Source organism: Actinoallomurus sp. NBC_01490, from assembly GCF_036227085.1.
Lineage (GTDB): Bacteria > Actinomycetota > Actinomycetes > Streptosporangiales > Streptosporangiaceae > Actinoallomurus > Actinoallomurus oryzae.
Window position 1 is genome coordinate 10,202,540 of the sequence record NZ_CP109433.1, and the last position, 21,382, is coordinate 10,223,921.

The 21,382-nt window shown below is 71.6% G+C and carries 24 protein-coding genes; 9 read left to right on the forward strand and 15 right to left on the reverse strand.

Annotated elements, in window-relative coordinates:
* The first annotated feature begins 80 nt into the window (after positions 1–80).
* On the forward strand, positions 81–1,031 hold the full coding sequence (locus tag OG417_RS46825) for an SDR family NAD(P)-dependent oxidoreductase (RefSeq protein WP_329243924.1): 951 nt from the start codon (positions 81–83) through the stop codon (positions 1,029–1,031).
* A 28-nt stretch (positions 1,032–1,059) separates the two neighbouring features.
* Here the strand turns inward: OG417_RS46825 and OG417_RS46830 are convergent, their stop codons facing one another.
* A complete protein-coding gene (locus tag OG417_RS46830; protein WP_329243927.1) occupies positions 1,060–1,596 on the reverse strand; it encodes an alanyl-tRNA editing protein in 537 nt (178 codons plus the stop codon).
* 232 nt (positions 1,597–1,828) lie between these two features.
* Here OG417_RS46830 and OG417_RS46835 point away from each other — a divergent pair, with 232 nt between their 5' ends.
* Entirely contained in the window at positions 1,829–2,548 is a 720-nt protein-coding gene (locus tag OG417_RS46835) for an SGNH/GDSL hydrolase family protein (protein ID WP_329243929.1), read from the forward strand.
* Between the two features lie 51 nt (positions 2,549–2,599).
* Here OG417_RS46835 and OG417_RS46840 read toward each other — a convergent pair whose 3' ends face one another.
* The 5 genes from OG417_RS46840 to OG417_RS46860 all read right to left on the reverse strand — a co-directional run bounded on the left by OG417_RS46840 (position 2,600) and on the right by OG417_RS46860 (position 6,261).
* The gene (locus OG417_RS46840; protein WP_329243932.1) at positions 2,600–2,935 is read right to left on the reverse strand and encodes a DUF2516 family protein; all 336 of its coding nucleotides are present in this window, start codon (positions 2,933–2,935) and stop codon (positions 2,600–2,602) included.
* 167 nt (positions 2,936–3,102) lie between these two features.
* Positions 3,103–3,483 (reverse strand): hypothetical protein, encoded by a 381-nt coding sequence (locus OG417_RS46845; protein WP_329243936.1) that lies wholly within the window; start codon positions 3,481–3,483, stop codon positions 3,103–3,105.
* Positions 3,480–3,887: a helix-turn-helix domain-containing protein gene (locus OG417_RS46850; protein WP_329243939.1), complete on the reverse strand. Its 408-nt coding sequence runs from the start codon at positions 3,885–3,887 to the stop codon at positions 3,480–3,482. Before OG417_RS46850 ends, OG417_RS46845 begins: the two co-directional genes overlap by 4 nt.
* Before the next feature lie 67 nt (positions 3,888–3,954).
* A complete protein-coding gene (locus OG417_RS46855; RefSeq protein ID WP_329243942.1) occupies positions 3,955–5,388 on the reverse strand; it encodes a serine hydrolase domain-containing protein in 1,434 nt (477 codons plus the stop codon).
* A 27-nt stretch (positions 5,389–5,415) separates the two neighbouring features.
* Positions 5,416–6,261, reverse strand: a complete 846-nt coding sequence (locus tag OG417_RS46860; protein WP_329243944.1) for a neutral zinc metallopeptidase — start codon at positions 6,259–6,261, stop codon at positions 5,416–5,418.
* Positions 6,262–6,547: 286 nt separating this feature from the next.
* On the opposite strand from OG417_RS46860, the gene OG417_RS46865 reads away from it, so the two are divergent.
* On the forward strand, positions 6,548–8,206 hold the full coding sequence (locus OG417_RS46865; RefSeq protein ID WP_329243947.1) for a DUF2207 domain-containing protein: 1,659 nt from the start codon (positions 6,548–6,550) through the stop codon (positions 8,204–8,206).
* A 158-nt stretch (positions 8,207–8,364) separates the two neighbouring features.
* A complete protein-coding gene (locus OG417_RS46870; RefSeq protein WP_329243949.1) occupies positions 8,365–8,655 on the forward strand; it encodes a hypothetical protein in 291 nt (96 codons plus the stop codon).
* 170 nt (positions 8,656–8,825) lie between these two features.
* Here the strand turns inward: OG417_RS46870 and OG417_RS46875 are convergent, their stop codons facing one another.
* The 3 genes from OG417_RS46875 to OG417_RS46885 all read right to left on the reverse strand — a co-directional run bounded on the left by OG417_RS46875 (position 8,826) and on the right by OG417_RS46885 (position 12,381).
* Positions 8,826–9,764 (reverse strand): asparaginase, encoded by a 939-nt coding sequence (locus OG417_RS46875; protein ID WP_329243952.1) that lies wholly within the window; start codon positions 9,762–9,764, stop codon positions 8,826–8,828.
* Positions 9,765–9,942: 178 nt separating this feature from the next.
* Positions 9,943–11,445, reverse strand: coding sequence for a protein kinase domain-containing protein (locus OG417_RS46880; protein WP_329243955.1), 1,503 nt, complete (start codon positions 11,443–11,445; stop codon positions 9,943–9,945).
* A 111-nt stretch (positions 11,446–11,556) separates the two neighbouring features.
* Positions 11,557–12,381, reverse strand: a complete 825-nt coding sequence (locus OG417_RS46885; protein ID WP_329243957.1) for a 3-keto-5-aminohexanoate cleavage protein — start codon at positions 12,379–12,381, stop codon at positions 11,557–11,559.
* 88 nt (positions 12,382–12,469) lie between these two features.
* Between OG417_RS46885 and dtd the strand changes: the two genes are divergently transcribed.
* Entirely contained in the window at positions 12,470–12,904 is a 435-nt protein-coding gene (dtd, locus tag OG417_RS46890) for a D-aminoacyl-tRNA deacylase (RefSeq protein ID WP_329263048.1), read from the forward strand.
* Between the two features lie 78 nt (positions 12,905–12,982).
* Here dtd and OG417_RS46895 read toward each other — a convergent pair whose 3' ends face one another.
* On the reverse strand, positions 12,983–13,438 hold the full coding sequence (locus tag OG417_RS46895) for a hypothetical protein (RefSeq protein WP_329243960.1): 456 nt from the start codon (positions 13,436–13,438) through the stop codon (positions 12,983–12,985).
* Between OG417_RS46895 and OG417_RS46900 the strand changes: the two genes are divergently transcribed.
* Positions 13,437–13,577, forward strand: coding sequence for a hypothetical protein (locus OG417_RS46900; protein ID WP_329243963.1), 141 nt, complete (start codon positions 13,437–13,439; stop codon positions 13,575–13,577). The genes OG417_RS46895 and OG417_RS46900 overlap by 2 nt on opposite strands.
* On the opposite strand, the gene ygfZ is transcribed toward OG417_RS46900, so the two are convergent.
* The 3 genes from ygfZ to OG417_RS46915 all read right to left on the reverse strand — a co-directional run bounded on the left by ygfZ (position 13,552) and on the right by OG417_RS46915 (position 15,812).
* Positions 13,552–14,514, reverse strand: coding sequence for a CAF17-like 4Fe-4S cluster assembly/insertion protein YgfZ (gene ygfZ / locus OG417_RS46905; RefSeq protein ID WP_329243966.1), 963 nt, complete (start codon positions 14,512–14,514; stop codon positions 13,552–13,554). The genes OG417_RS46900 and ygfZ overlap by 26 nt on opposite strands.
* Before the next feature lie 10 nt (positions 14,515–14,524).
* Positions 14,525–14,941: a Fur family transcriptional regulator gene (locus OG417_RS46910; protein ID WP_329243969.1), complete on the reverse strand. Its 417-nt coding sequence runs from the start codon at positions 14,939–14,941 to the stop codon at positions 14,525–14,527.
* Between the two features lie 385 nt (positions 14,942–15,326).
* Entirely contained in the window at positions 15,327–15,812 is a 486-nt protein-coding gene (locus OG417_RS46915) for an FABP family protein (RefSeq protein ID WP_329243972.1), read from the reverse strand.
* A gap of 128 nt (positions 15,813–15,940) precedes the next feature.
* On the opposite strand from OG417_RS46915, the gene OG417_RS46920 reads away from it, so the two are divergent.
* From OG417_RS46920 to OG417_RS46930, 3 genes are all read left to right on the forward strand, one after another.
* Entirely contained in the window at positions 15,941–16,594 is a 654-nt protein-coding gene (locus OG417_RS46920; RefSeq protein ID WP_329243975.1) for a GIDE domain-containing protein, read from the forward strand.
* A gap of 10 nt (positions 16,595–16,604) precedes the next feature.
* Positions 16,605–16,967, forward strand: coding sequence for a DsrE family protein (locus OG417_RS46925; protein ID WP_329243977.1), 363 nt, complete (start codon positions 16,605–16,607; stop codon positions 16,965–16,967).
* Between the two features lie 144 nt (positions 16,968–17,111).
* Positions 17,112–17,999: a DUF4429 domain-containing protein gene (locus tag OG417_RS46930; protein ID WP_329243979.1), complete on the forward strand. Its 888-nt coding sequence runs from the start codon at positions 17,112–17,114 to the stop codon at positions 17,997–17,999.
* 58 nt (positions 18,000–18,057) lie between these two features.
* On the opposite strand, the gene OG417_RS46935 is transcribed toward OG417_RS46930, so the two are convergent.
* Positions 18,058–18,555 (reverse strand): thermonuclease family protein, encoded by a 498-nt coding sequence (locus tag OG417_RS46935; protein WP_329243981.1) that lies wholly within the window; start codon positions 18,553–18,555, stop codon positions 18,058–18,060.
* A gap of 37 nt (positions 18,556–18,592) precedes the next feature.
* The gene (locus OG417_RS46940) at positions 18,593–21,361 is read right to left on the reverse strand and encodes an ATP-binding protein (protein ID WP_329243984.1); all 2,769 of its coding nucleotides are present in this window, start codon (positions 21,359–21,361) and stop codon (positions 18,593–18,595) included.
* Positions 21,362–21,382: the final 21 nt, after the last annotated feature.

The following is a 21,382-nucleotide window of genomic DNA, read 5'->3' on the forward strand; positions in this document are numbered from 1 at the left end:
GTATGACACGGCCTTACTCGGCGGATCCGCGGATCCCATCCTGAAGACGAAGCGGAGAACACGTTCGCAGGGAGAACACGATGACCTTCGATGCGCACAGCACCGCCGACGACGTGCTTCGGGGCCACGATCTGACCGGCACGGAGGCGATCGTCACCGGTGGCGCCTCCGGGCTGGGCGCCGAGACCGCCCGCGCTCTGGCCGCGGCCGGTGCCCGCGTCGTCCTCGCCACGCGCGATCGCACCCGCGGCGAGGACGCCGCCGCCCGTATGCGCGAGGCGACCGGCAACCCGGACATCGAGTTCCGCGCACTGCGGCTGGATTCGCTGGCGTCGATGGCCACCTTCACCACCGAATACCTGGCCACCGGCAGACCACTGCACCTGCTCGTCAACAACGCCGGCATCATGGGCGCGCCGTTCACACGCACCGCCGACGGGTTCGAGTCCCAGTTCGGCGTCAACCACCTCGGTCACTTCGCCCTCACGGCCGGGCTGCTGCCCGCGCTGCGTGCCGCGGGGACCGCCCGCGTGGTGTCGCTGTCCTCGCGGGCACACCGCCGCGGCGACATCGACTTCGGCGACCCCAACTACGAGCGCCGCCCCTACGACGCCTGGCAGGCGTACGGGCAGTCCAAGACCGCCAACGGCCTGTTCGCCGTCGGTTTGACCGCACGGTACGGCGACGACGGGATCACCGCCAACGCCGTCATGCCCGGCACGATCATGACCGACCTGATGCGGCACATCTCCCCCGCCGACCTGAAGGCCCGGGGCTGGGCCGACGAACACGGCCGGCCGCGCACCGACATGCCCGGGTGGAAGACCGTCCCGCAGGGCGCGGCCACCTCCGTGTGGGCGGCCGTCGCGCCCGAACTCCACCGGCGCGGCGGCCTCTACCTCGACAACTGCGCGATCGCCCGGCCCTGGACCGCCGACGGCGACCCGCCCCACGGCCACTACCTGCCGTACCTGCTCGACCCCGGCCGCGCCGAACGCCTGTGGAACCTCTCGGAGAAGCTCACCGCGTAGAACCGGGGCCGGCGGGCGGCGGCCGGAGTCAGTCCTCGATGCGGATGCGGACGCGGCGGAAGCCCCGGCCCTTGTTCTCCACCTTGGCGACGCGCAGCCGGCCGATCTGGCGGGTGGAGGCGACGTGTGTGCCGCCGTCGGCCTGGGTGTCCAGGCCCACGATGTCGACGATGCGCACCTCCTCCACCTCCGGCGGGACGAGGTTCGTCGCGGTGCGGATGATGTCGGGGATCTGGAACGCCTCCGCGCGGGGCAGCGTACGGACGTCGATGCGCCGGTCGGCGGTGATCTCGGCGTTGCAGGCGTCCTCGACCGCCTCCTTGAAGCCGGGCGGCACCTCGGGCAGGTTGAAGTCCATGCGCGCCACCCCGGGCTCCATGTTGCCGCCCGTGACGAGGCAGCCGTAGTCGCGGAACACGACACCGCAGAGAACATGCAGACCTGAATGTGTGCGCATGAGGCTGGTGCGGCGTTCGTCCTCGATCGCGCCGCGTACCGGAATTCCCGCAGGTGGCAGCGGGTCTCCCTCGACGGGAATCAGATAGAGCTCGTCGCCCTTGCGCACGCCGGCGATGCGCGTCTGGACTCCCTGCCACAGGAGAACTCCAAGATCGGCCGGTTGGCCGCCTCCGCCTGGATAAAATGCGGAACGGTCGAGGACGATTCCGTCAGGACCGGACGAGAGTACTTTCGCATCCCATTCGCGGAGTGTCTGGTCGGTCAGTTCAAGCCGGTGCGTCGTCGCCATAACAGGACCATAGGACGCCCGCTTGCCGGGCGCGGGTACAGGGGGCGGGATGAGACGACGCGTGCTGAACAGCGTCGCCGCCGTCACCGCTCTCCTCGCGACCGCGGGGTGCGGCGGTGCGGCGGGCAAGGCACGGGCCGACAGCGCCCCGACCAAGGCCACGCCGCGGCGCGCGCCGGTCGTGATGTTCCTCGGTGACAGCTACACGACCGGACGCCTCGGGCAGGTGCCCGAGCTGACCTACGCCGCCGACACCGCGCGCACGCTCGGCTGGCAGGTGATCCTCGGCGGCTACCGCGGCACCGGGTTCGTGGCCGAGGGCAGCGTGCACAAGAACTTCGCCGACCTGTTCACCGAGCAGCTCGCCTGGCGCCCGGCACCCGATCTGGTCATCGTCTCGGGCGGCCACAACGACCGCAACCACCCGCCGGCGACGGTGGCCGGCGCGGCCCGGCAGCTGCTGACGACGATCCGGCAGACCTGGCCCGACACGCGCATGCTGCTCATGGGCCCGATGTGGGGCAGCGGCGACCCGACGCGCTCGGTGGAGCGCATCCGTGACGAGCTGGCCAATGTCGCGAGCGAGCAGAACGTGCCGTTCGTCGACCCGCTGCGCGAGCGCTGGATCACCGGCGACCGCGTGCAGGGCACCGGCAACGCGCCGCTGTACATCCTGAGCGACGGGGTCCACCCGAGCACGGCCGGCGCCCGCTACATCGCCGGGCGCTTCGTGGCCGACCTCCGCGCGCTCAAGCTCGCCAGACCGTAGGACCTGTCCCAAGGCCTCGAGACGGGGCCCGGTGATCCGCGACGGCCCGGCTCACCAGGGCCCGTACGGCCCGGAAGAGGAGGACCCGCCCCGGCCGTACTGCCGGACCGCGGGGCGCACGTCGGCGAGGTAGACCGCCGCCGCGATGAAGCCGATGATCGGCAGCATCTGGATGATCGACACCAGCTGCACCGCGCCGGCCAGGCCGAACAGCAGCGCGATCCCCAAAATGATCAACCAGAGCTGCTTGGTGAGCTTGCCCGCGGCCGCGTACGCGCCGGCCGGACGGCGTACGGCGTCGATGAACGCCCACACCTCGATGACGAACGCGACGATCGCCACGGCCCAGAACAGGTAGGCCACGACACCCTGGGCTCCTCCGAGCACGGCTGAACTCCCTGTGGTGGACGGCGCCGGAACGCCGCGACATTGCTTGACAGGCCCCAGCGTATGCGTTTTCCCCGGCGGCACACCCGACTCGGACGAGGAATACGCGCGACGACCCGGACGGGACACCCCGTCCGGGCCGTCGTCGGTGACGTCTTACGGCGCGATCAGTTGCCGACCTTCTTGGAGGCGTCACTGGCGGCCCTGGTGGCCGTACGCGCCGTCTGGCGAGCGGAGCCGGCGGCCGAACGGGCCTTGCGGACCGTGGACTTGGCCTGCGCCTCGAGCTCCTGGGTCGCCTTCTGGCGGTCGACCCGGCTGACGATGCGCTTTCCGCGCTCGGCCAGACCGTCGTACACCTCGGCCGCGCGGGCGCCCACCTGGGTCACGTACGCGACGGCGGCGCCGGGCAGTTCCTTGGGGTCGGTCTTCTCCTGGAACCGGTTGATGCGGTCCGGCATCTCACGCAGCTTCTCGACCGCGTAGTCGCCGGCGCCGGCGGCGGCGTAGAAGGCCTTGCTGTCACGCAGCCTCTCGGTGATGGTCATGTGTTCGTTCCTTCCGTCGGTGGGGTCGTGCGGGTGGCGGCTTCGGCGTCCGGTGCCGCGGTGCTCCCCGTTTCGTTGCGGAACGACTCGTAGATGTCGAGCAGGACCTGTTTCTGCCTCTCCGACAGGCCCACGTCCGCACGGATGGCGGCCTGGACATCCGTGTCCGACTCGCGGTCATCGAGGATCCCCGCCTGGACGTACAAGGCCTCGGCGGAGATGCGCAGACCCTTCGCGATCTGCTGCAGGATCTCCGCGCTCGGCTTTCGCAGCCCCCGCTCGATCTGGCTCAGGTAAGGGTTGGACACACCCGTGGCATCGGCCAGCTGCCGCAGCGAGACCTTGGCCCGCTGGCGCTGCTCCCGGATGTACTCCCCGATGGAGCCGACTTTGGAAGTCGCCATGCCTCTACTGTGCGTCGCCGCGCTTGCTATTGCAAGCGCGGCTGCAAGCAGTGTCGCGTGAAACGAGTCACATCGCGTTGTGACGTGAGGCGGCGCGAGTCGCCTCACGCCGGTCCCTGGCGCCGAGCCGCCGCACGTTCAAGGTCTGGATCTTCGGGGGGTCCTCCGGCGTGAGCCGGATCTCGCAGCGCAGCGAGCCGCGCTCGCCCCTGACCTCCCAGACCGCGTGCGCCGGTGAGTCGGTGCGCAGCAGCGCGTCCGACGGCTCCAGCAGCGGGCCCACCTCCTCGACCAGGCTCTCGATCCTCGCCCGGCGGCGTGCCAGGTCGAGGTCCATCGCCACGTTCTCGGCCAGCCAGGCGGCGGCCAGGGCGCCGTCCCACTCACGCAGCAGGCGCTCGACGGCGGTCCTCGCCTCGGACGTCTCGGGCCACAGCGGCGCGGGGCCGCGCGGGTCGGCGGCCTCCGCCAGCACGGTCCGCAGCGCCTCCGCCACCTTCTCCGAACCGGAGACGTACCGCGCGTTCGTCAGCGCCACGACGCCGAGGCCGCTGTCCGGGTGCCAGCGCATGTGCGAGCCGAAGCCCGGGTATCCGCCGCTGTGCGAGACGACGGTCCCCCACTCCGGCTCGTGGTGGATCACCAGGCCGTAGCCGTACCCGACCGGGCCGTCTCCGGCCGGACGGGCCCGCTGGACCTGCTGCATCGCACGGCGGGACGCGCGGCTCAGCGGCCCGGGGTCCGCACCGTCGCGGGCCGGGAACGCGTCGGCGAGCCAGCGCACCCACAGCGCCAGGTCCTCGACCGTGCTGAACAGCCCGCCGATGGCCGAGAACACGCCCGGCTCGGAGAACGGCAGCGCCTCCCAGCGACCGTCGACGCGGACGTGCCCGGTCGCCACGCCGCCCGGCGCCTTCACCGACGTGTCGTAGCCGGTCGAGGTCAGCCCCAGCGGCTGGATCAGCCGCTCGCGCACGAACGTGTGGAAGCACTCCCCCGAGGCGGCCTCGACCACCCGGCCCAGCAGGGCGTACCCCAGGTTGGAGTACTCGTACGCGGTGCCCGGGACGCTGACGAAACGGACACCGCTCGTCAGGAGCCGCCCGAACTCCTCCCGGCTCATCGACTCCTGCCGGTCCGCCCACGGGTCGTCGGTGGGCAGCCCGGCCGACATCGACAGCAGCATCTCCACGGTGACCTGCGGGGAGTCCGACGTCGGCAGCCGTACGGCGGCGAACTCCGGCACGTGGCGGCTCACCGGGTCGGCGAGGCACAGCGCGCCGCGCTCGGCCAGCAGCATGACCGCGGCGGCCGTGAAGCTCTTGGACATCGAGGCGATGCGGAACGCCGTCGACGGCTCCGGACGCGGGCCTCCCTCGCTGATCACGCCGTGACCGCCCGAGTGCACGAGCCCCGTAGGGTCCACCACGCCGTAGCCGATCCCGAGAGCGGCGCCCTCGTCCACCACCGAGCGGAGCAGCGCGTCGACGTCTTCGGTCATCCATTCCCCTTCACGAAAGGTCCCCGGTCACGAAACGTCGGCGGCCGAGGCCGTCCAGGTGTTGCACGCCGACAGCACGCCGTGGCGATAGCCGCGGACCACCCAGCCGGCGTAGTGCCGCCCCGTACCATGGTCGCGCAGGTCGGGCCGTGACTCGTCGTCGCCGCGGGCACGGTTGTCGGCGATCATCGCCTCGTACTGCGCGCGGGTGATCGGCAGCGTGCGGCGCTCGGCGGACAGGAAGGCGCCCGCGAAGCACTGCGCCTGGAGTTCGATCCGCCGGCTCGCCTCGGTGCGGGCGTCGGTGCCGCCCGCGGACATGAGTTCGTGGCCGTACTCGAGGATCCCCGCGTCCTCCTGGACGTGGTGGCCGTACTCGTGCGCGATGACCCGCGCGTACACCGCGTAGTGCGACACCGGCTCGCCGCCCGCGGTGTCCACGACGTTGCTCAGGCCGACGTACATCGTGTCGTTGGCCGGGCAGTAGAACGCCGACGCGCCGGGCGCGGGGTAGGAACCGCACGGGCTGCTGCCCGGCAGGCTCCAGAAGACGCGCTGCGGCGCGGTGAAGCCCGGGACCCCGGCCTTGGCGAACTGCCGCTCCCAGACCTGGTCGAGGCAGTCGGACAGAGTGTCGAGGAAGCGCAGCATCGACGCGTCGTCGTGCTCGGCGATCTTGGGTAGCCGGCACTCGACCCGGGGCAGGGTGCCGCTGACGTAGAGCGGGCTGGTGAGCGCGGCGGATCTGCTGCCCGACCGCAGCCGGGTGCCGTCGCCCTTGTCGCCCGCCTTCGAGCCGGTGCCGGCCAGCGAGTACCCGAGGACCGCGACGACGAACAGCGCCGCGACGCCCCCCAGAGTGGCAAGGACCACGCCTGTCGCCGTGCGTCTCGGCCGACGGGCCGGCCGGCGGTAACCGTAGTCCGGTGCCTGCGCGGACGGCACGTAGGACGCCGGGCCACTCTGCGAAGGCGATCGACGAGGATCTGCCACTCGCTTCCGTCCCTCCTCGCGGCCGTCCCCGCCGTGCCCCGGTCCCGTACTGGGCAGGAGGCGACCGCGACCAGAATCATCGCATAGCAGGGAAAAAATGCATCACGGCCTCCCCACGCAGGTCATCCCTGTTTAGGCCGGGCGTTCCCCGGTACGCTGTGCGCCCATGCTGGTACGGATCCGGCTCCTCACCGCCGTCGCCGCCGTCGGCGGGCTCCTCACCTGCGCGGCTCCCGCGTACGCGGGCCCGTCGGGTCAGGTCGTCTCCGACAACGTCACGCTGACCTCGACGGCCGACGGCGTCCTGCACGCCAAGGAGACGGTGACGTTCGAGGGCACGGGGGTGAAACGCTCCTTCGTCCGCCTCAAGCACGTCGACGACCGCCGCGACCGGCGGTTCGACCTCGGTGACGTCCACGGCGGCACGGTGACCGTCGACGGCGACCGTACGGTCCTCACACCGTCGGGCGGCGGGGGTCCGGGCCGGCGCACCGTCACGCTGACCTACACCGTGCACGGCGCGATGACGCCGCTGCGGGGGCGCCAGCAGCTCGACTGGGTCGCGGCGGGCGGCTGGAACGTCCCCGTGGCCCAGACCCAGGTGACCGTCGAGAGCGGCGCCGCCGTACAGGACCTCAACTGCTTCGCCGGCGAGCTGGACAGCACGGTCGGCTGCACACAGTTCTTCACCAACCACTCGCACGTCCAGGCGGAGTTCCGGCAGGAGAACCTGCAGCCCGGCGAGTACCTGACCATCGTGATCGGCTACCCGCCCGGCACGACGTCCGGCACGCCGGCGTACGAGCAGCGGCACACGCTGGCGACGGCGTTCACGGTCAACACCGTCACGGGCGCGGCCCTGGTCGGCCTGCTCGTGCTGCTGCTCGGCGGCGTCGCCCTGCTGTACTCCACCCGCGGCCGGGACGCGCGCATCGTCAGCAAGAAGGCGGCCGAGGGCGACCACGCGCCGCTCGACCACGGGGAGTTCTCGCCGCCGGACGGCGTACGGCCGGGGCAGATCGGCACGCTCATCGACGAGCAGGCCGACGTCATCGACGTCACCGCCACGATCATCGATCTCGCGGTCCGGCACTACCTGCTGATCGAGGAGTTGCCCCGTGAGACGTACGGCCGGCTCGACTGGCAGCTGCGGCGGCTGAACCGGCCGGCCGACGAGCTGATGCCCTACGAACGGGTGCTCTACGACGCGCTGTTCGCCGGCCGCGACGTGGTCCGGCTGTCGGAGCTGGGCGGCACGTTCGCGGACCAGCTCGCGGCGGTGCGCGGCGCCCTGTACGAGGACGTCGTCCGGCAGGGGTGGTTCGCGCGGCGGCCGGACTCCGAGCGCACCCGCTGGACCACCGCCGGCACGACCCTCGCGGGTCTCGGCATCATCGGCACGATCGCCCTGGCGCTGTACACGAACCTGGCGCTCATCGGCCTGGCGCTGGTCATCGCGGGGGCGGCACTGGCCATCGGCGGGCAGTACATGCCCGCCAAGACCACGCGCGGGGCGACCGTGCTGGCGCACACGCTGGGTTTCCGCGCGTACCTGTACCGCGGCGAGACGACGGACGCGCCGTCGGGCGACCGGGTGGCGATGTTCTCGCGCTACCTGCCCTACGCGGTGGTGTTCGACTCGGTGGCCCGCTGGGCGGGAACCGTCGCCGACATCGGCGGCGAGGGCGAGCGGGCCGACAACCTCTACTGGTACGAGGGCCCGGCCGAGTGGGACCTGTCCAACTTCGCGGAGTCGATGCGGAGCTTCACGCTGGCGACGTCCGGGGCCATCTCGGCCTCGCGGCAGTTCAGAACTCTGTCCTGACTAAGCAGTCATAGTCCGGAAATATCCGGCTTTATGATGAGCTTACCTGCGCATTGTGTGACCTGGATGGTACGCCGGGATACTGGAACTGTAGAGGACCACGAGAGCGCCGATAGTCGATGTGTCTCGTGCCAATTCCCGGCAACCAAGGAGACGATGTGCGAAAGAAGTTCAGTGCCGCCGCCGGCCTCGTCACCATAGCGGCAGCCGGCGCCCTGATCGCGAGCACGCCTGCGTACGCCATGGAGGAAACCGCCTCGGTCGCACCCGCCGTGACCGCAGGCCTGGTCCCGGCCGGCGTTCAGCAGACGACCTCGACCAGCGCGCGTACGGTCGCCTCGGACCACCACCGGCGCCGCCACCGCCACCGCCGCCACCACCGGCGTCACCGTCGCCACCACCGTCACCACCGGCACCACCACCACCGTCATTACCACCACCGGTACTGACCCGGGGCGGTCACGGATTCGGCGAAACCGGGGACAAGGGCCGGCGGAAATTCCACGGGGTGTGAAAGGCGAACAACCCTCGGCCCTGCCGCACGAATCGGGCGGTTGATTCCCTCGGACCGGGCGCCGGTTCTCACGGCGCCCGGATCACCTTGACAAAGTGCCGGCGGTCAAGATTCCGCGTGCTGAAAGCCGACCGCGCGGATTTCGCCGACCACCGAATCGCCGCCGTGCACCGGCAGAGTGGACAGCTCGCCGAGCGCGCCGTCCACGCCCAGCGCCCGCAGTGTCGCCACCGTGGCCGGCGTACGGGCGCGCATCGCGCCGTCGTCGATCTTGACGGCGCCCGCGCGGCCGTCCGCGAGAGCGAACGCGTCGATGCCCTCCGCGCCGCACTTGACCAGCAGGCCCGGCACCGCGTCCATGAGGCGGCGTTCCTCCCGGTCGGTGCCCGAGGTCCACTCCGGGTACGCCCGCATCGCGTCCGCGACCCGCCGTTCCGGCGTGCCGGGATCGGCGAGGACCAGCGCGCGGAACGCGCGGGACAGCCCGGTCAGGCCGATCGCGAACAGCGGCGCCCCGCAGCCGTCCACGCCCGTGGCGACGACCTGCTCGCCGGTCAGCTCCTCGACCGTCTCGCGCACCGCGACCTGCAACGGATGCTCCGGCGACAGGTACGACCCGGTGGGCCAGCCGTTGACCACACAGGTCGCGAGCATCGCCGCGTGCTTGCCCGAGCAGTTCATCCGCAGCCGCGACTTCTCCCGTACGACGGCGAGCTCGATGTCGAGCGGCCACTGCGCCGGGCAGCGCAACGCGTCGGCCGTCAGGCCCGCCCCGGCGAGGATCTTCTGCGCGCCCTCGACGTGGAAGTCCTCACCCGAATGGCTGGCCGCCGCGAGCGCGAGGAGTTCGTTCTCCAGCCCGAGGCCGTGCCGCACCATCGCGACCGCCTGCAGCGGCTTGTTCGCCGACCGGGGGAAGACCGGTTCGTCCGGACCACCGAGGCTCAGCGCTGGGGAGCCGTCGGCGTCCAGGGCGATGGCGGAGCCGCGATGCCGCGACTCCACGAAACCGGAACGTTCCACCTCGACGAGGACCGGATTCATCTTCCCCCTTAAGAGCGTTGCGAGCCCGGCGGTGACTCGTGACGGCCGGGCTTCGCCTGCTGAACTCACCCCAGAGCGCCGGGTGAGCTGGGCATTCGCCGCAGCAGGGCGATATTCGAGCGAACATCAGCCTATCCGCCCAACGGGCCGGGGACGACGGCGCCGATCCGCGGAGGCTTCACGCGGCCTGGCGCCACCGTGCCTGGTCCTCACCCTCCTTGCGAACGCATTCCATCGGCGTTCCCGCACTCGTGACCCCCGTCGCACCTTCCGGCGAGCAGAACGCCCCCGGCGTGACGACCCGGGCGGACTCGGACGACGTCGGCCGGGTCGTGCTGGGGTGCGGCCGTGGCCTCCGGGACGTCGACGTCGTGGCCGGTGTGTGCCGTGTCCTCCGATGCGATGGCACGCTCGGCGACGATGCTCCGTCATGACGATCGGCCGGACTCCGCGGTACCGCCTCACCCGGCACTGATGGCCGGCTCGACGCTTCGAACGAAGGTGCCGACGAGGGGACGTCGTGTGCGGTCGCGGTCCCGTGCGTGACGACGCCCTGGAGCGCGACGCCGCACGCGACGAAGCCGGCCACCAGCGCTACTCCGACCACGGCCAGCGGCCACTTCCGCCGGGATCGCGCGCCGTGCGTACGCCCCGGGGGCGACGGGGACGATAGGTGGGGATCGCGGGGGCCGGTGGAGCGTCGCTCCGATGCGTCGGGCGGCCGCCTGGAGGCAGGCCGCGCTGGACCCGTCGGGACATACCGCTGCTCTGGGAGCGTGGACGGACGCGTCGGAGCGGACCGCTGCGGGGGCCCCTCGGGTGGCGTCGCAGTGTTCCCGTACGGCTCCATGGCATGCTCCGCCGCGAAGGCCGCGCCGTCGCCCAGAGCGGCGACCGCCGCGACCAGCGCCGCGGCGCTCGGCCGCCGCGCCGGGTCCCGGTTCAGCGCCGGACGCAGCAGGGGCAGCAGCTGCGGGGGAACTCCTTCCAGGTTCGCCCTGCCCTCCACGACGTTGCGGATGACGGACTGGAAACCGCCGGTCCCGTAGGGCGGGCGGCCGGTGGCGGCGAAGGCGACGGTGACCGCCCATGCGTGCACGTCCGTGGCGGGCGACGGCGGCGTGTCGTCGAAGACCTCCGGCGCCATGTACGCGGGGGTGCCGGTGACCATGCCGGTCTGGGTGAGCCGTGCGGAATCAGGGGACTGTGCGATCCCGAAGTCGATGACGACCGGTTCGCCCTCGACCATCATCGTGTTGCTCGGTTTGAGGTCGCGGTGGACGACGCCGGCCTGGTGGATCGCCACCAGGGCCCTCGCCAGGCCCAGCGCGAGTCGTCGCAGCGCGTCCCCACGCAACGGCCCGTCCTCGGCGACCACCTTGTCGAGCTGCCGGCCCTCGATGAAGCGCGTCACCACGAAGGGGCGGACGGCGGTCACGTCACCATCGATGACATCGGCCACGTGCGGGCTGCGCACCCGCCTCATCGTGTCGATCTCTCGCGCGAGTCGCTGCCGCGCCGTCGGGTCGGTCGCCAGTGCCGGCCTGAGCACCTTGATCGCGACATCCCGGCCGGCCGGATCGACCGCGCGATAGACCACTCCCATACCGCCGGACCCGAGCCGGGTGAGCCGACGGTAAGGTCCCAGCTTCTCCGGCGGAGCCTCTTCGTTGTTGACCATGGTCCGGACGACCCTACACAGAGTGGTCACCGACTCGCCCGGAGTGTTCGCTATGCGACTGATTTCAAGTTTTTTGTCGTTTGACGCAAATGATGCGCTATGTCACCAACGTCACGATTCCTTGACGCCAAGGAACGACCGCGCCTCCGCCGGCGGCATCGGCGTCCGCTGAGCGATCTTCGTCAGAGTCACCGCACGGTCGACGAGCTGGGCGTTGGACGTCACCGGCTGTCCCTTCGCGTACGTCAGCGTGTCCTCCATACCGACCCGCAGATGACCTCCGGCCGACAGGGCCGCGTACATCACCGGAAGGGTCGTACGGCCGATGCCCGTCGCCGACCACGTGGCGCCCTCGGGCAGTGCCGCGACCGCGGCCACCAGGGACCTGGCGTCCCCCGGCATGCCGCCCGGCACTCCCATGACGAGGTCGCAGTGGATGTGGCCGCCGTACGGCGCGCCGTAGGTGTCGAGCAGGCGGTGCAGCGCGGCGACGTGACCGAGGTCGAACAGCTCGAACTCCGGCACGACCTCCTTGGCCTGCGTGAGCTGGTACAGCTCGGCCATGAAGGGCCAGGGGTTCATGAACACGTCGTCGCCGAAGTTGACGGTGCCGCAGGTGAGCGAGCAGGCGTCCGGCATGGCGTCGAGGACCTTCAGCCGGTGCTCGTACGGGTCGGTGACCGCCCCGCCGGTGGACAGCTGCACGATCAGACCGGTGCTCTCCCGCAGGGCGGTCACCGTGTCGCGGAGCCGCGACGGGTCGAGCGTCGGCCGGGCCTCCGCGTCGCGGATGTGGACGTGGATGACGGCCGCACCGGCCTCCTCGCACTCCTTCGCCGTCTGGACCAGCTCGTCGAGCGTCACCGGGAGCGCCGGCGCGGCGACCTTGTCGGCCTCGGCGCCGGTGGGCGCAACAGTTATCAGTGTGCTGACCATGGACAACATGATTTCAAGCCAACACCCGAGTTGGCGAGAAAATCTTCGTAATTATCGCGTTGGGCGCGGATGAGGCAGAATGCGGTCCGTGCGAGCGGTGGTGCAGAGGGTGAGCCGGGCGAGCGTCTCGGTCGGCGGCGAGGTCGTCGGGGCGATCGACGAGCCGGGCCTCATGGTCCTCGTCGGCGTGACCCACGACGACACGCCCGCGCACGCGGCCAAGCTCGCCGCCAAGCTCTGGGGCCTGCGCGTCTTCGACGGGCCGCAGGCCGAGGCGTCCTGCTCCGACCTGGGCGCGCCGCTCCTCGTGATCAGCCAGTTCACCCTGTACGGCGACACGCGCAAGGGCCGCCGGCCGTCCTGGCTCGCCGCCGCGCCCGGACCGGTCGCCGAGCCGCTCGTCGACGAGGTCGTCGCGGCCCTGCGGCGCCTGGGCGCACACGTCGAGACCGGCCGGTTCGGCGCCGACATGAAGGTCACGCTGACCAACGACGGCCCGATCACCCTCATCCTGGAGATCTAGCGAGCCTTCCCGGTCAGTAACCTTTCTAACGAAAAAGCCAGATCTGACCGGCATCCGACGCTCCGCGCCGGATGCCGGTCAGAGACTCACGATGCCGACCACAGCGGTGAGGATGGTCACCAGGCTGGCGACCCCCGCGATCGTCAGGATGATCCGGTCGTTCTGCGCCAGCCGCGCGCGTACGTCGGGCGAGTAGACCACGACCCCGGTGTCGCGGTTCGGGTCCTGGGAGGTGGCGCGGGCGAAGGGGTTGGGCAGGCCGGCGGCACGCCAGATCGCGTCGTTCTTCATCCGCTGGTGCGCGGCCGAGCAGGCGAACAGCCTGCCGCGCACCGGCTCGTGGCAGACGAACCCCTGCCGCGTCATCACCCGGCACACGGTGGGGTTGAGCGCGAACTCGTACACGCACCACATCAGCAGAGCCAGGAGCGCGAGCCGCCACGCGCTCAGCAGCACAGAGGCGATCAGTAATGCCGCGATCGCCACCCACCAGACGTACACGGGCTCCCGCCACCGACGCCGCCGTCGCCCCATGTTCCCTTTCCTCGCCGAGGTCTCCGGCGCACCCTCCGGTGCACCATCCGACGAGAAGAACCTTCCCATGAGCGCCGCCCGTTATGATCTTGTTCTGCTGTGGTTTATCGGCATTATCGGCGACGAAGGTCAATCTTGACGGTAGATCCGGTATCCGGGGACACGATGATCTCCTGTGACGCCGCCACGCCTCCGGCGAGCAGCGTCTCCTCGACCGGGGTGTTCCGCTTCACCATGCCGAGTGCGACCGGCCCGAGCTCGTAGTGCCGGGCGGCGGAGCCCACGAACCCGACGGTGCGCCCGCCGAACTCGATCGGGTCGCCGTGCGCGGGCAGGTGGTCGACGCTCCCGTCGAGGTGGAGGAAGACCAGGCGGCGCGGCGGACGGCCGAGGTTCTGCACCCGCGCGACCGTCTCCTGGCCCCGGTAGCAGCCCTTGTCGAGGTGCACGGCGACGTCGATCCAGCCGGCCTCGTGCGGGATGGTGCGGTGGTCGGTGTCCAGGCCGAACCGCGGGCGGTGCGCGGCGATCCGCAGCGCCTCGTGCGCCCACAGGCCGGCGAGGCGCGCGTGCCAGTCGCGGTCGAGCGTGTCGCGCGGCACGATCAGCCCGTCGGTCGTGCGGAGCGCGTCCTCGGGCGGCGCGACGCCGGCGAGCGTGACGACGGCGTACGAGGCGGTCTCGTCGGTGACCTCGACGCGCATCAGGAACCGCATGCGGTCGAGGAACTCCGCGAGCGCCCCGGCCGTGCCGGGCTCGACGTGCGCCCAGACCGCCTCGCCGTCGTCGACGAGGGCCATGTGGTGCTCCACGTGCCCGTGCGGGCTGAGCAGGAGCGCCTCGGTGGGCGTGTGCGGAGCCAGCGACTCGAGGTGCTGGCTGGTGAGGCTGTGCAGGAACCGCAGCCGGTCGGCGCCGGCCACGCGTACGACGCCGCGGTTGCTCCGGTCGACCACGGCCGCGCCCGTCGCGAGCGCCCGTTGCTCGGCGGAGGGTTCGCCGTAGTGCGCCGCGACCTGCGCGTCGGGGGAATCGGCCGGTACGGCCCCGGGGGTGCTCAGCAGCGGGCTTTCCATACCCGAAAGACTACGTCTTGCGGCAGTCGCGGCAGCGCCCGTAGACCGTGAGGTGTTGCACGTCGGTCTCGAAGCCGAAGTCGTCCTCCAGGCGCTCGACCAGACCGTCCGCCACGGAGGGATCCACGTCGTAGACGGCCTCGCAGCCGCGGCACACGAGGTGGACGTGCTCGGCCTCGGCGGCGAGATGGTACGTCGGCGGCTTGTGCCCCAGATGGGTGTGCTTGACCAGGTCGAGCTGTTCGAGCAGTTCGAGCGTGCGGTAGATGGTGGAGATGTTCACCCCGCGTGCCGTGCGCTGCACCTCGGCGCAGATCTCCTCTGGAGTCGCGTGGCTCAGCGCCGTCACCGCCTCCAGCACGAGCTGGCGCTGGGGCGTCACGCGGTAGCCCCGCGCTCGCAGCTCCTTGTGCCAGAGTTCCGTCACGGATCGAGTCTATGCCGCCGCTCGGTACCGGTATGGAGGGAAAACCCACTTGCTTCGGTGCGTGCGCTGATCTAGCGTGCGGGATAAGCGGGAAAGGAGGTGGTCCGAAACTTATGCATAGTACGAGGACTCGTGAGGTGGCTGTCCGCTAGTCGCCGTCCCGCCTTCGCCTCCTCACAGGAGGTAGGCAACCGGCCGAGGACGCGGCCGGCGAAAACCAGGCAGACACCCGACCCCCGTGGCCGGTCGACCCAGTCCTGTCGACCCCTGCTCCGGCAGGAACAGCCCGGGGGTCGTCTACGTCTAATGCCGGTGTCGTGTGAGGGGGCCTCTCAGCCCGCCAGAGCCGGGTCGAGGGGGCCCCTCACACGACACCGACCGCTCCCTAGGCGACGCGCTTGAGCTGGGCGCTCAGGTGGGACTGCAGGCCCTGGCCCTCCGCCGCCATGTCGTAGGCGTAGCCGAGGTCCTCGCCGATGAGGCCGTACAGGCGGTGGCCCGCGGTGTATTCCTTGGCGGTCTCCGTGCGGGCGACGACGTCGGTGCGCAGATCGACCCGCGTGCTGATCGCCTCGCCGATGTAGATCTCGGCGATGCCGGTCGGGTGCGCGAGCACCAGCTCGACCCGTCCGCCTGAGTGGGCGCGCCAGTAACCGCTCTCCTGCGCCAGCGGCTCACCGAGTTCGCCCTCGTCGTCAAGGCGCCACGTGCGGCTCGTGTAGATCAGATACGGCTTGCCGATATGCCGGAACGAGATCTCCTGTCCGAAACGGAAGCTCTCGATGGTGGGGTAACCGCCGACTCCCGCGCCCTCCCAGTCTCCGAGGAGGAACTTCAGGGGCTCGAGGTCGGGGTGCAGCTCAGGCTCCATGTACGGCCAGCGTAGTCGGGTTTGCACGCGATAGCCTGATCAAATCCGCGATCAGGACTTCACCGGTGAACTGAAACCGATCCGGTCGGCGTCACGTCTGATCTTCCTATGGTCGAGGAGGACAACGGTTGTACGCGCTCATGACTTTGCTGTCCGCCGGACTCGAGGCGAGTGCCGGCGTGGTGTCGAAGAAGGTCGGCACGGCACGCCGGCGGCGGGCGATCCACAAGGCCGCGCCGATCACCGGTGACACCGCGGGCCTCCGCGAGATCAACGGGCGCGTCACGGCGGGGCCCGGCGGCCCGGTCACCGCACCGCTGTCCGGCCGCCCCTGCGCCTGGTACTCCGTGACGGTGTACGAGCGCTACCGGGCGTGGCGGCCCGGCCCGTTCGGCCCGACCGACGTCATCCGCGACGCCCGGGTCGCCCAGCAGTTCAGCGGGCCCCTGCACGTGACCGGCGACACCGCCGCCGTACGCGTGGATCCGCGCGGGGCCGCCCTGGAGCTCGGCGACCCGGTGTTCTCCGAGTTCGAGGACAACCCGAGCGGCGCGCTCGCCGCCCGCATCGCCGCGCTGCTCGGCGACCGGCTGCGCCCCCGGCACCGCGACCGCACCCTCGGCTTCCTCGTCGAAGAGCACGTCGTCGCCGTCGACGATCCGCTGTACGTCGTCGGCCAGGCGCGTACGGAGCTCGGTGACCTGGTGATCGGCAAGCCCGCGATGCAGCCGTTCATCATCACGCGGCCCTCGCCGATGCAGGTCCCCACCGGACAGGACTAGTCTGCCGGATATGGCACGATCACTCGTGATCAAGGTGACAGCGGGCGCAGAGGCACCCGAACGATGCAACCAGGCCTTTACGGTCGCGGCGGCCGCCGTGGCGAGCGGAGTGAAGGTGTCTCTCTGGCTGACCGGGGAGTCGTCGTGGTTCGCCCTGCCCGGCCGGGCCAAGGAGTTCGAGCTCCCGCACGCGACTCCGCTGGAGGACCTGCTCGACATCCTGCTCTCCGCCGCCCAGGTCACGGTCTGCACCCAGTGCGCCGCACGGCGCGACATCACCGACGACGAGGTGCTGCCTGGCGTCCGCATCGCCGGCGCGCCGACGTTCGTCGAAGAGATCACCACCGAGGGCGTGCAGGCGCTCGTCTACTGACGTCCACTGACGTCCCTCGCCCGGCGGATAGTGTCGCGGACATGACCGAACCACGCTTCATCGCGCTCGCGCCGCGCGACAGCGGCCACCGGACCGGCGTGGCGACCATCGCCCGGGATGGGCGCCTCCCGGCCCACACGCGTCATGGCTGAGGTCATCGCGCGGGACGGCACGTGGACGTTCGACGGCGAATGCGTGCGGATCGTGCCGGGACACGACCGAGGCGTGCACAAGCTGCGGCAGGCCGTGGGCGAGATCGCAGTACCCCTGCTCGCGGTCGCGGGTATCGCTCACGAGTCGGGCCGCAAGGGCGGCCGGCTACGGCTGCGGCTGCGCGATGGCGCCGACCCGTTCGGCCAGGCGGCGCGCGGGCAACTTCCCGATGCGGCCGACCCCTACCAGCTCGCCATGAGCACCGATCGCACCGGCGTCGCCGAGTACTTCGCCGACGAGGTGCGCAACGCCCTGCTGATCGAGCAGGTGCCGGACGGTCCCAGCGACCGGTACCTCCTGCCGGGGCCGCGCGTGCCGCTGACGGCATCGGCCGGCGACGGCACCGTGAGCTTCGACGGCACTCGGGTACGCCTGGAGTGGAACGGCTGGACGGAAGAGAGCAAGAAGTCGGCCGGGCCTCAGCACCTCTTGCTGGAGGACCTGGCCGCGGTGGAGTGGAAACCCCTCGCCGGCTTTGAGAACGGGCATCTTCGCTTCCGGCTCAGGGGCGCGACCGCGAACCCCCAGCCCAAACACGATCCGCACTGCCTGACGTGGGGAATGCGGGAGTTGGGCGGGACGACGCTGCTGATCGCCGCCGCGGTCGTCGCCCGCCTGCCGCACCCCTTCGGCGCTCCCCCGCCCGCCCCTGACGCACCGGCCGGGGTGGAGGCCGCCCCCGATGCCGGGCGCGGCGAGGATCCCGACGCGCTCCTGCGCAGGTTGCGTGAGCTCGGTGACCTGCACCGCGATGGGGTGCTCACCGACGAGGAGTTCACCGCCGCCAAGCGGATACTGCTGCGAGGCTCCCAGCCCTGAACGCTCCGCGAACCGCCCCCGGCCCCGGGGTGATCGGCCGACCGCCGGCGCGGGCGGCTCATCCGCCGGTGACGCACCCGGCCGGAGCGGGACGCCACATTCCGGCGTGCCCGCGCCGGGCCGCCTCCTCGGCGTCGCGCAGGACGGCCGCGCGCCCGGTGTCCGGTGGCACGGCGAGGGCGCGCGCGAACCCGGCCCGTACGAGCGCGGCGTTGACGAAGACACCCCGGGGCGTCCACACGTAGAGCAGCCGCCGTCCGTACCGGTCGCGCGGCCGGACGTCGCCGGCGACGCGTACGGCCCCGCCGGGCGGGGTCAGGCGGCGCAGCGCCCGTTTCGCCTCCGGGCCGAAGCAGTCGTGCCGCCGCCACGTCTCCGGCGCGTCCACTCCGATGAGCCGCGCCCGGCCCTGCCCGCGCAGGATCAGCGTGTCACCGTCGACCACGCGGGCCACGACCGCCGTCGTCGTCGCCGCCCGCTGCTGGAGCCGCCCCGGCGGGCCCGGGCCGCAGCCCGTGGCCAGCAGGCATCCGGCGGCGAGTGACTTCCTGAACACACCCTCGCACTCTGCCCGGTGCCACCGACGAAAAGCGTCAGGCGCCGAAGAACGGCAGGGCCGGGTCCTCGAAGGCGGCGGTGAACCGGTCGGGCCAGTCGAGCACGTCCTCCAGCCAGGCCACCCGCATCCGTTCGGCGGCGTACGCGATCCGCTCGGGCGGCTCCACCCCGATGCCCACCACGGCGAGGTCGGCCACGACGCTCGCGTGGTCGTCGTCGCCGAGGACGGCCGTGCGCACGGTAGGCCGGTTCGACGCCAGCGCCATCGACAGCGGGTGGCGCCGCAGCGCACGCACGCGGTGGCCGAACAGCGGCTCCGGCGGCTCTTTCAGGCCGGGCAGCTCGTAGTCCATCGGCGGGATCGGATCGTGCTTGTCCGGGACGCCGGGGCCGCGCGGGAAGAGCCGGCTCATCTCGTGCAGCCACCGCAGCTGCGGGATCACCCAGGCGGGTCCGGGTGACGCTTCCGGCCGCACGCCGTCCAGGAGCCGCTCGGCGACGCCCGCCACGCGTTCGGTGAGCTCCTCGGGCGCGTACGCCGCGCGCAGCGCGCCGGACCGCCGCCCGACGGCGCGGTCGAGCACGGTGGCGAGCAGGCACTCGCGGAGCCGTACGGGCCGGTCCGCCCAGGACCGGGCGAGCTCGTCCGGCACCCGCGGCATCGGGCGGTCGACGAGGTGGGACAGCACGAGGGTGTCCGCCCAGACCCGCAGCCACGCCCACTCGGCCGCGGAGGCGAGCAGGTCCGCCTCCCGCAGCTCGTACAGCGTGCAGGCACGGCCGTGGCGGCACTCGCCGCCGCAGGCGGCGGACCGGCGCCCGTCGAGCGGCGGCACCGGCCCGGGCAGGGCGCGCTCGCGGTCGCGCCCGAGCGGTACGCGGATCCGCAGCGGGCGGTCCATGCCGTCCGCGAAGACCGCCGCCACGCCCGGCGGCAGTGACACGACCTCGCGCGACTGGTCCTCGTCGAGATTCATCGCGGCGCCCACGAGCCGGCGGTCGTCGTGCGCGGGCAGCCGGTGCACGACCTTCAGCGCGGTGTTCTTGATGACGTCGGGGACGAGCTTGGTGGGGATCTGCTCGGCCACGACGATGCCCTCGCCGTACGCCCGGATCTCGGCGAGCATGCCCGCGAACAGCTCGACCGCGTGCGCGCCGGCGCTGCCCTCGCCGCGGTTGCGCAGCAGCCGGTGCGCCTCCTCGATCACGATGACGTGCTCGAGGTCGCGGGTGCCGCTCTCGCGGCGGGCGCGCAGCCGCAGGTGCTCGACGATCCGGATGATCAGCGTGCCCATGAGGAACGCCTTGTCCTCGTCGTTGGCGACGTCCTCGATGGCGAGCACGACGTTCTTGCCGAGCAGGCCCTCGATGTCGGCGGGGTGCCCGCCCTCGAAGAACCGGCCGGCCGAGCCGATGCGCAGCGACCGCAGGCGTACGTCGACGAAGCCCTTGACGTCGGCCATCAGCTCGTTGCCGTACCCGACGTCGCCGATCACCTGGAGGGCGGCCTTCTGCAGCTGTTCGAGGGTCGGCACGGCGGGCTCGATCGCCGAGCCCGGGCGGCCACGCCCGGTGACGACGTCCCAGCCGTTGGCCTCGTACACCCGCTGCAGGGCCTGGGACATGATCTGGGGAAACGGCTCCTCGGCGTCGAAGGCGGCCTGGAACAGCGCGCGGACCATGTCGATGTGCGCCTGCACGGGATAGCCCGGCGCGGGCGCTAGAGGGTTCACGGACAGGGGCACCGCGTCCGGGTCGGAGGGGTTCACCACGGTGACGGGCGCGCCGATCCGGCCCGCCATCGTGGCGTACTCCGACTTGGCCGGCTCGATGGCGAGCCACGGGATGCCCGCCTCGGTGAGCTGTTCGAGCAGGTGGCGTACGGTCTGGGACTTGCCCGCCCCGGTCGAGCCGGTGACGAAGACGTGCCGGTTCAGTGTCTGCAGGGGCGCGGTGAACGTGCCGACCTGGCGGTCCTGCCCGTCGAGGACCGCGCCGAGCGCGAGGCTCTCCTCGGCGGCACCGGCCACCTCGGAGGTCACGTCGAAGTAGCCGGCGTCCAGCACCCGCAGGCCGGGCACCTCACGGCGCGGCAGCCCGGCGAGGGCGGCCAGCGCGCCCGCGGTCGCGACGAACGGCGAGCGCAGGTCCTGGTCCTGCGTGTCGACGTGCACGGCCTCGTGGAAGCGGACGGCGCGCTCCCCCGACCGCAGGCGGTACGGATGGTGGCTCATCTCGACCGATCCGACGAGGACGGGCGCGATCTGGTCCAGCTCCCGCGCGGACTCGGCGCCGGCCAGCACGCGCACCCGCCACAGGCCGGCCTCCTGGAAGGCCTCCAGCTCGGCCATCCGGCGTTCGAGGCGCTCGACCGCGAGCTCGTCGTCGCCGCGGCGCCGCACCTGCAGCTCGTACTGCAGGTCGGTGACCTCGTCCTTGAGCACCTGCTCGCCGCACTGCTCGGCGATGACCAGCCAGCCGAACGGCCGGCCCATGAGAGTGACCAGCGTGGACTCGAAGAGGCTGGGCCCGCCGTCCGCCCGCGTGGACATGAGCGGCGGCGCCAGCCGCGCGGGACAGCGGCTCCAGGTCATCGCGGCGGCGTCGGTGAGCCAGGCGTCACCGATCTCCACCCCGCGCGCGCCGTTGGGGAAGAGGAGGCCCTGCTGCGGTTCGGCGGACGGGGTGAGCGGCCCGGCGTTGGTGATGAGTTCGAGCGGCGCGCCGCCTCCGCGCGACATCCATCCGACGACGAACGGCCGGCCGCTCTGCGCCGCGGACAGGACCGCGGGCAACACCGTCACGAAATCCCACTCGGCGGATGC

Coding starts and splice junctions, on each gene's coding strand:
- OG417_RS46855 (WP_329243942.1), bottom strand. CDS start 5,388: ATGACCGAAGACGTCGACGCGCTGCTCCGCTCGGTGGTGGACGAGGGC.
- OG417_RS46845 (WP_329243936.1), bottom strand. CDS start 3,483: ATGACCATCACCGAGAGGCTGCGTGACAGCAAGGCCTTCTACGCCGCC.
- OG417_RS46925 (WP_329243977.1), top strand. CDS start 16,605: ATGGCACGATCACTCGTGATCAAGGTGACAGCGGGCGCAGAGGCACCC.
- OG417_RS46865 (WP_329243947.1), top strand. CDS start 6,548: ATGCTGGTACGGATCCGGCTCCTCACCGCCGTCGCCGCCGTCGGCGGG.
- OG417_RS46915 (WP_329243972.1), bottom strand. CDS start 15,812: ATGGAGCCTGAGCTGCACCCCGACCTCGAGCCCCTGAAGTTCCTCCTC.
- OG417_RS46930 (WP_329243979.1), top strand. CDS start 17,112: ATGGCTGAGGTCATCGCGCGGGACGGCACGTGGACGTTCGACGGCGAA.
- OG417_RS46900 (WP_329243963.1), top strand. CDS start 13,437: ATGTTCCCTTTCCTCGCCGAGGTCTCCGGCGCACCCTCCGGTGCACCA.
- OG417_RS46885 (WP_329243957.1), bottom strand. CDS start 12,381: ATGGTCAGCACACTGATAACTGTTGCGCCCACCGGCGCCGAGGCCGAC.
- OG417_RS46825 (WP_329243924.1), top strand. CDS start 81: ATGACCTTCGATGCGCACAGCACCGCCGACGACGTGCTTCGGGGCCAC.
- OG417_RS46875 (WP_329243952.1), bottom strand. CDS start 9,764: ATGAATCCGGTCCTCGTCGAGGTGGAACGTTCCGGTTTCGTGGAGTCG.
- OG417_RS46880 (WP_329243955.1), bottom strand. CDS start 11,445: ATGGTCAACAACGAAGAGGCTCCGCCGGAGAAGCTGGGACCTTACCGT.
- OG417_RS46850 (WP_329243939.1), bottom strand. CDS start 3,887: ATGGCGACTTCCAAAGTCGGCTCCATCGGGGAGTACATCCGGGAGCAG.
- OG417_RS46895 (WP_329243960.1), bottom strand. CDS start 13,438: ATGGGGCGACGGCGGCGTCGGTGGCGGGAGCCCGTGTACGTCTGGTGG.
- ygfZ (WP_329243966.1), bottom strand. CDS start 14,514: ATGGAAAGCCCGCTGCTGAGCACCCCCGGGGCCGTACCGGCCGATTCC.
- OG417_RS46835 (WP_329243929.1), top strand. CDS start 1,829: ATGAGACGACGCGTGCTGAACAGCGTCGCCGCCGTCACCGCTCTCCTC.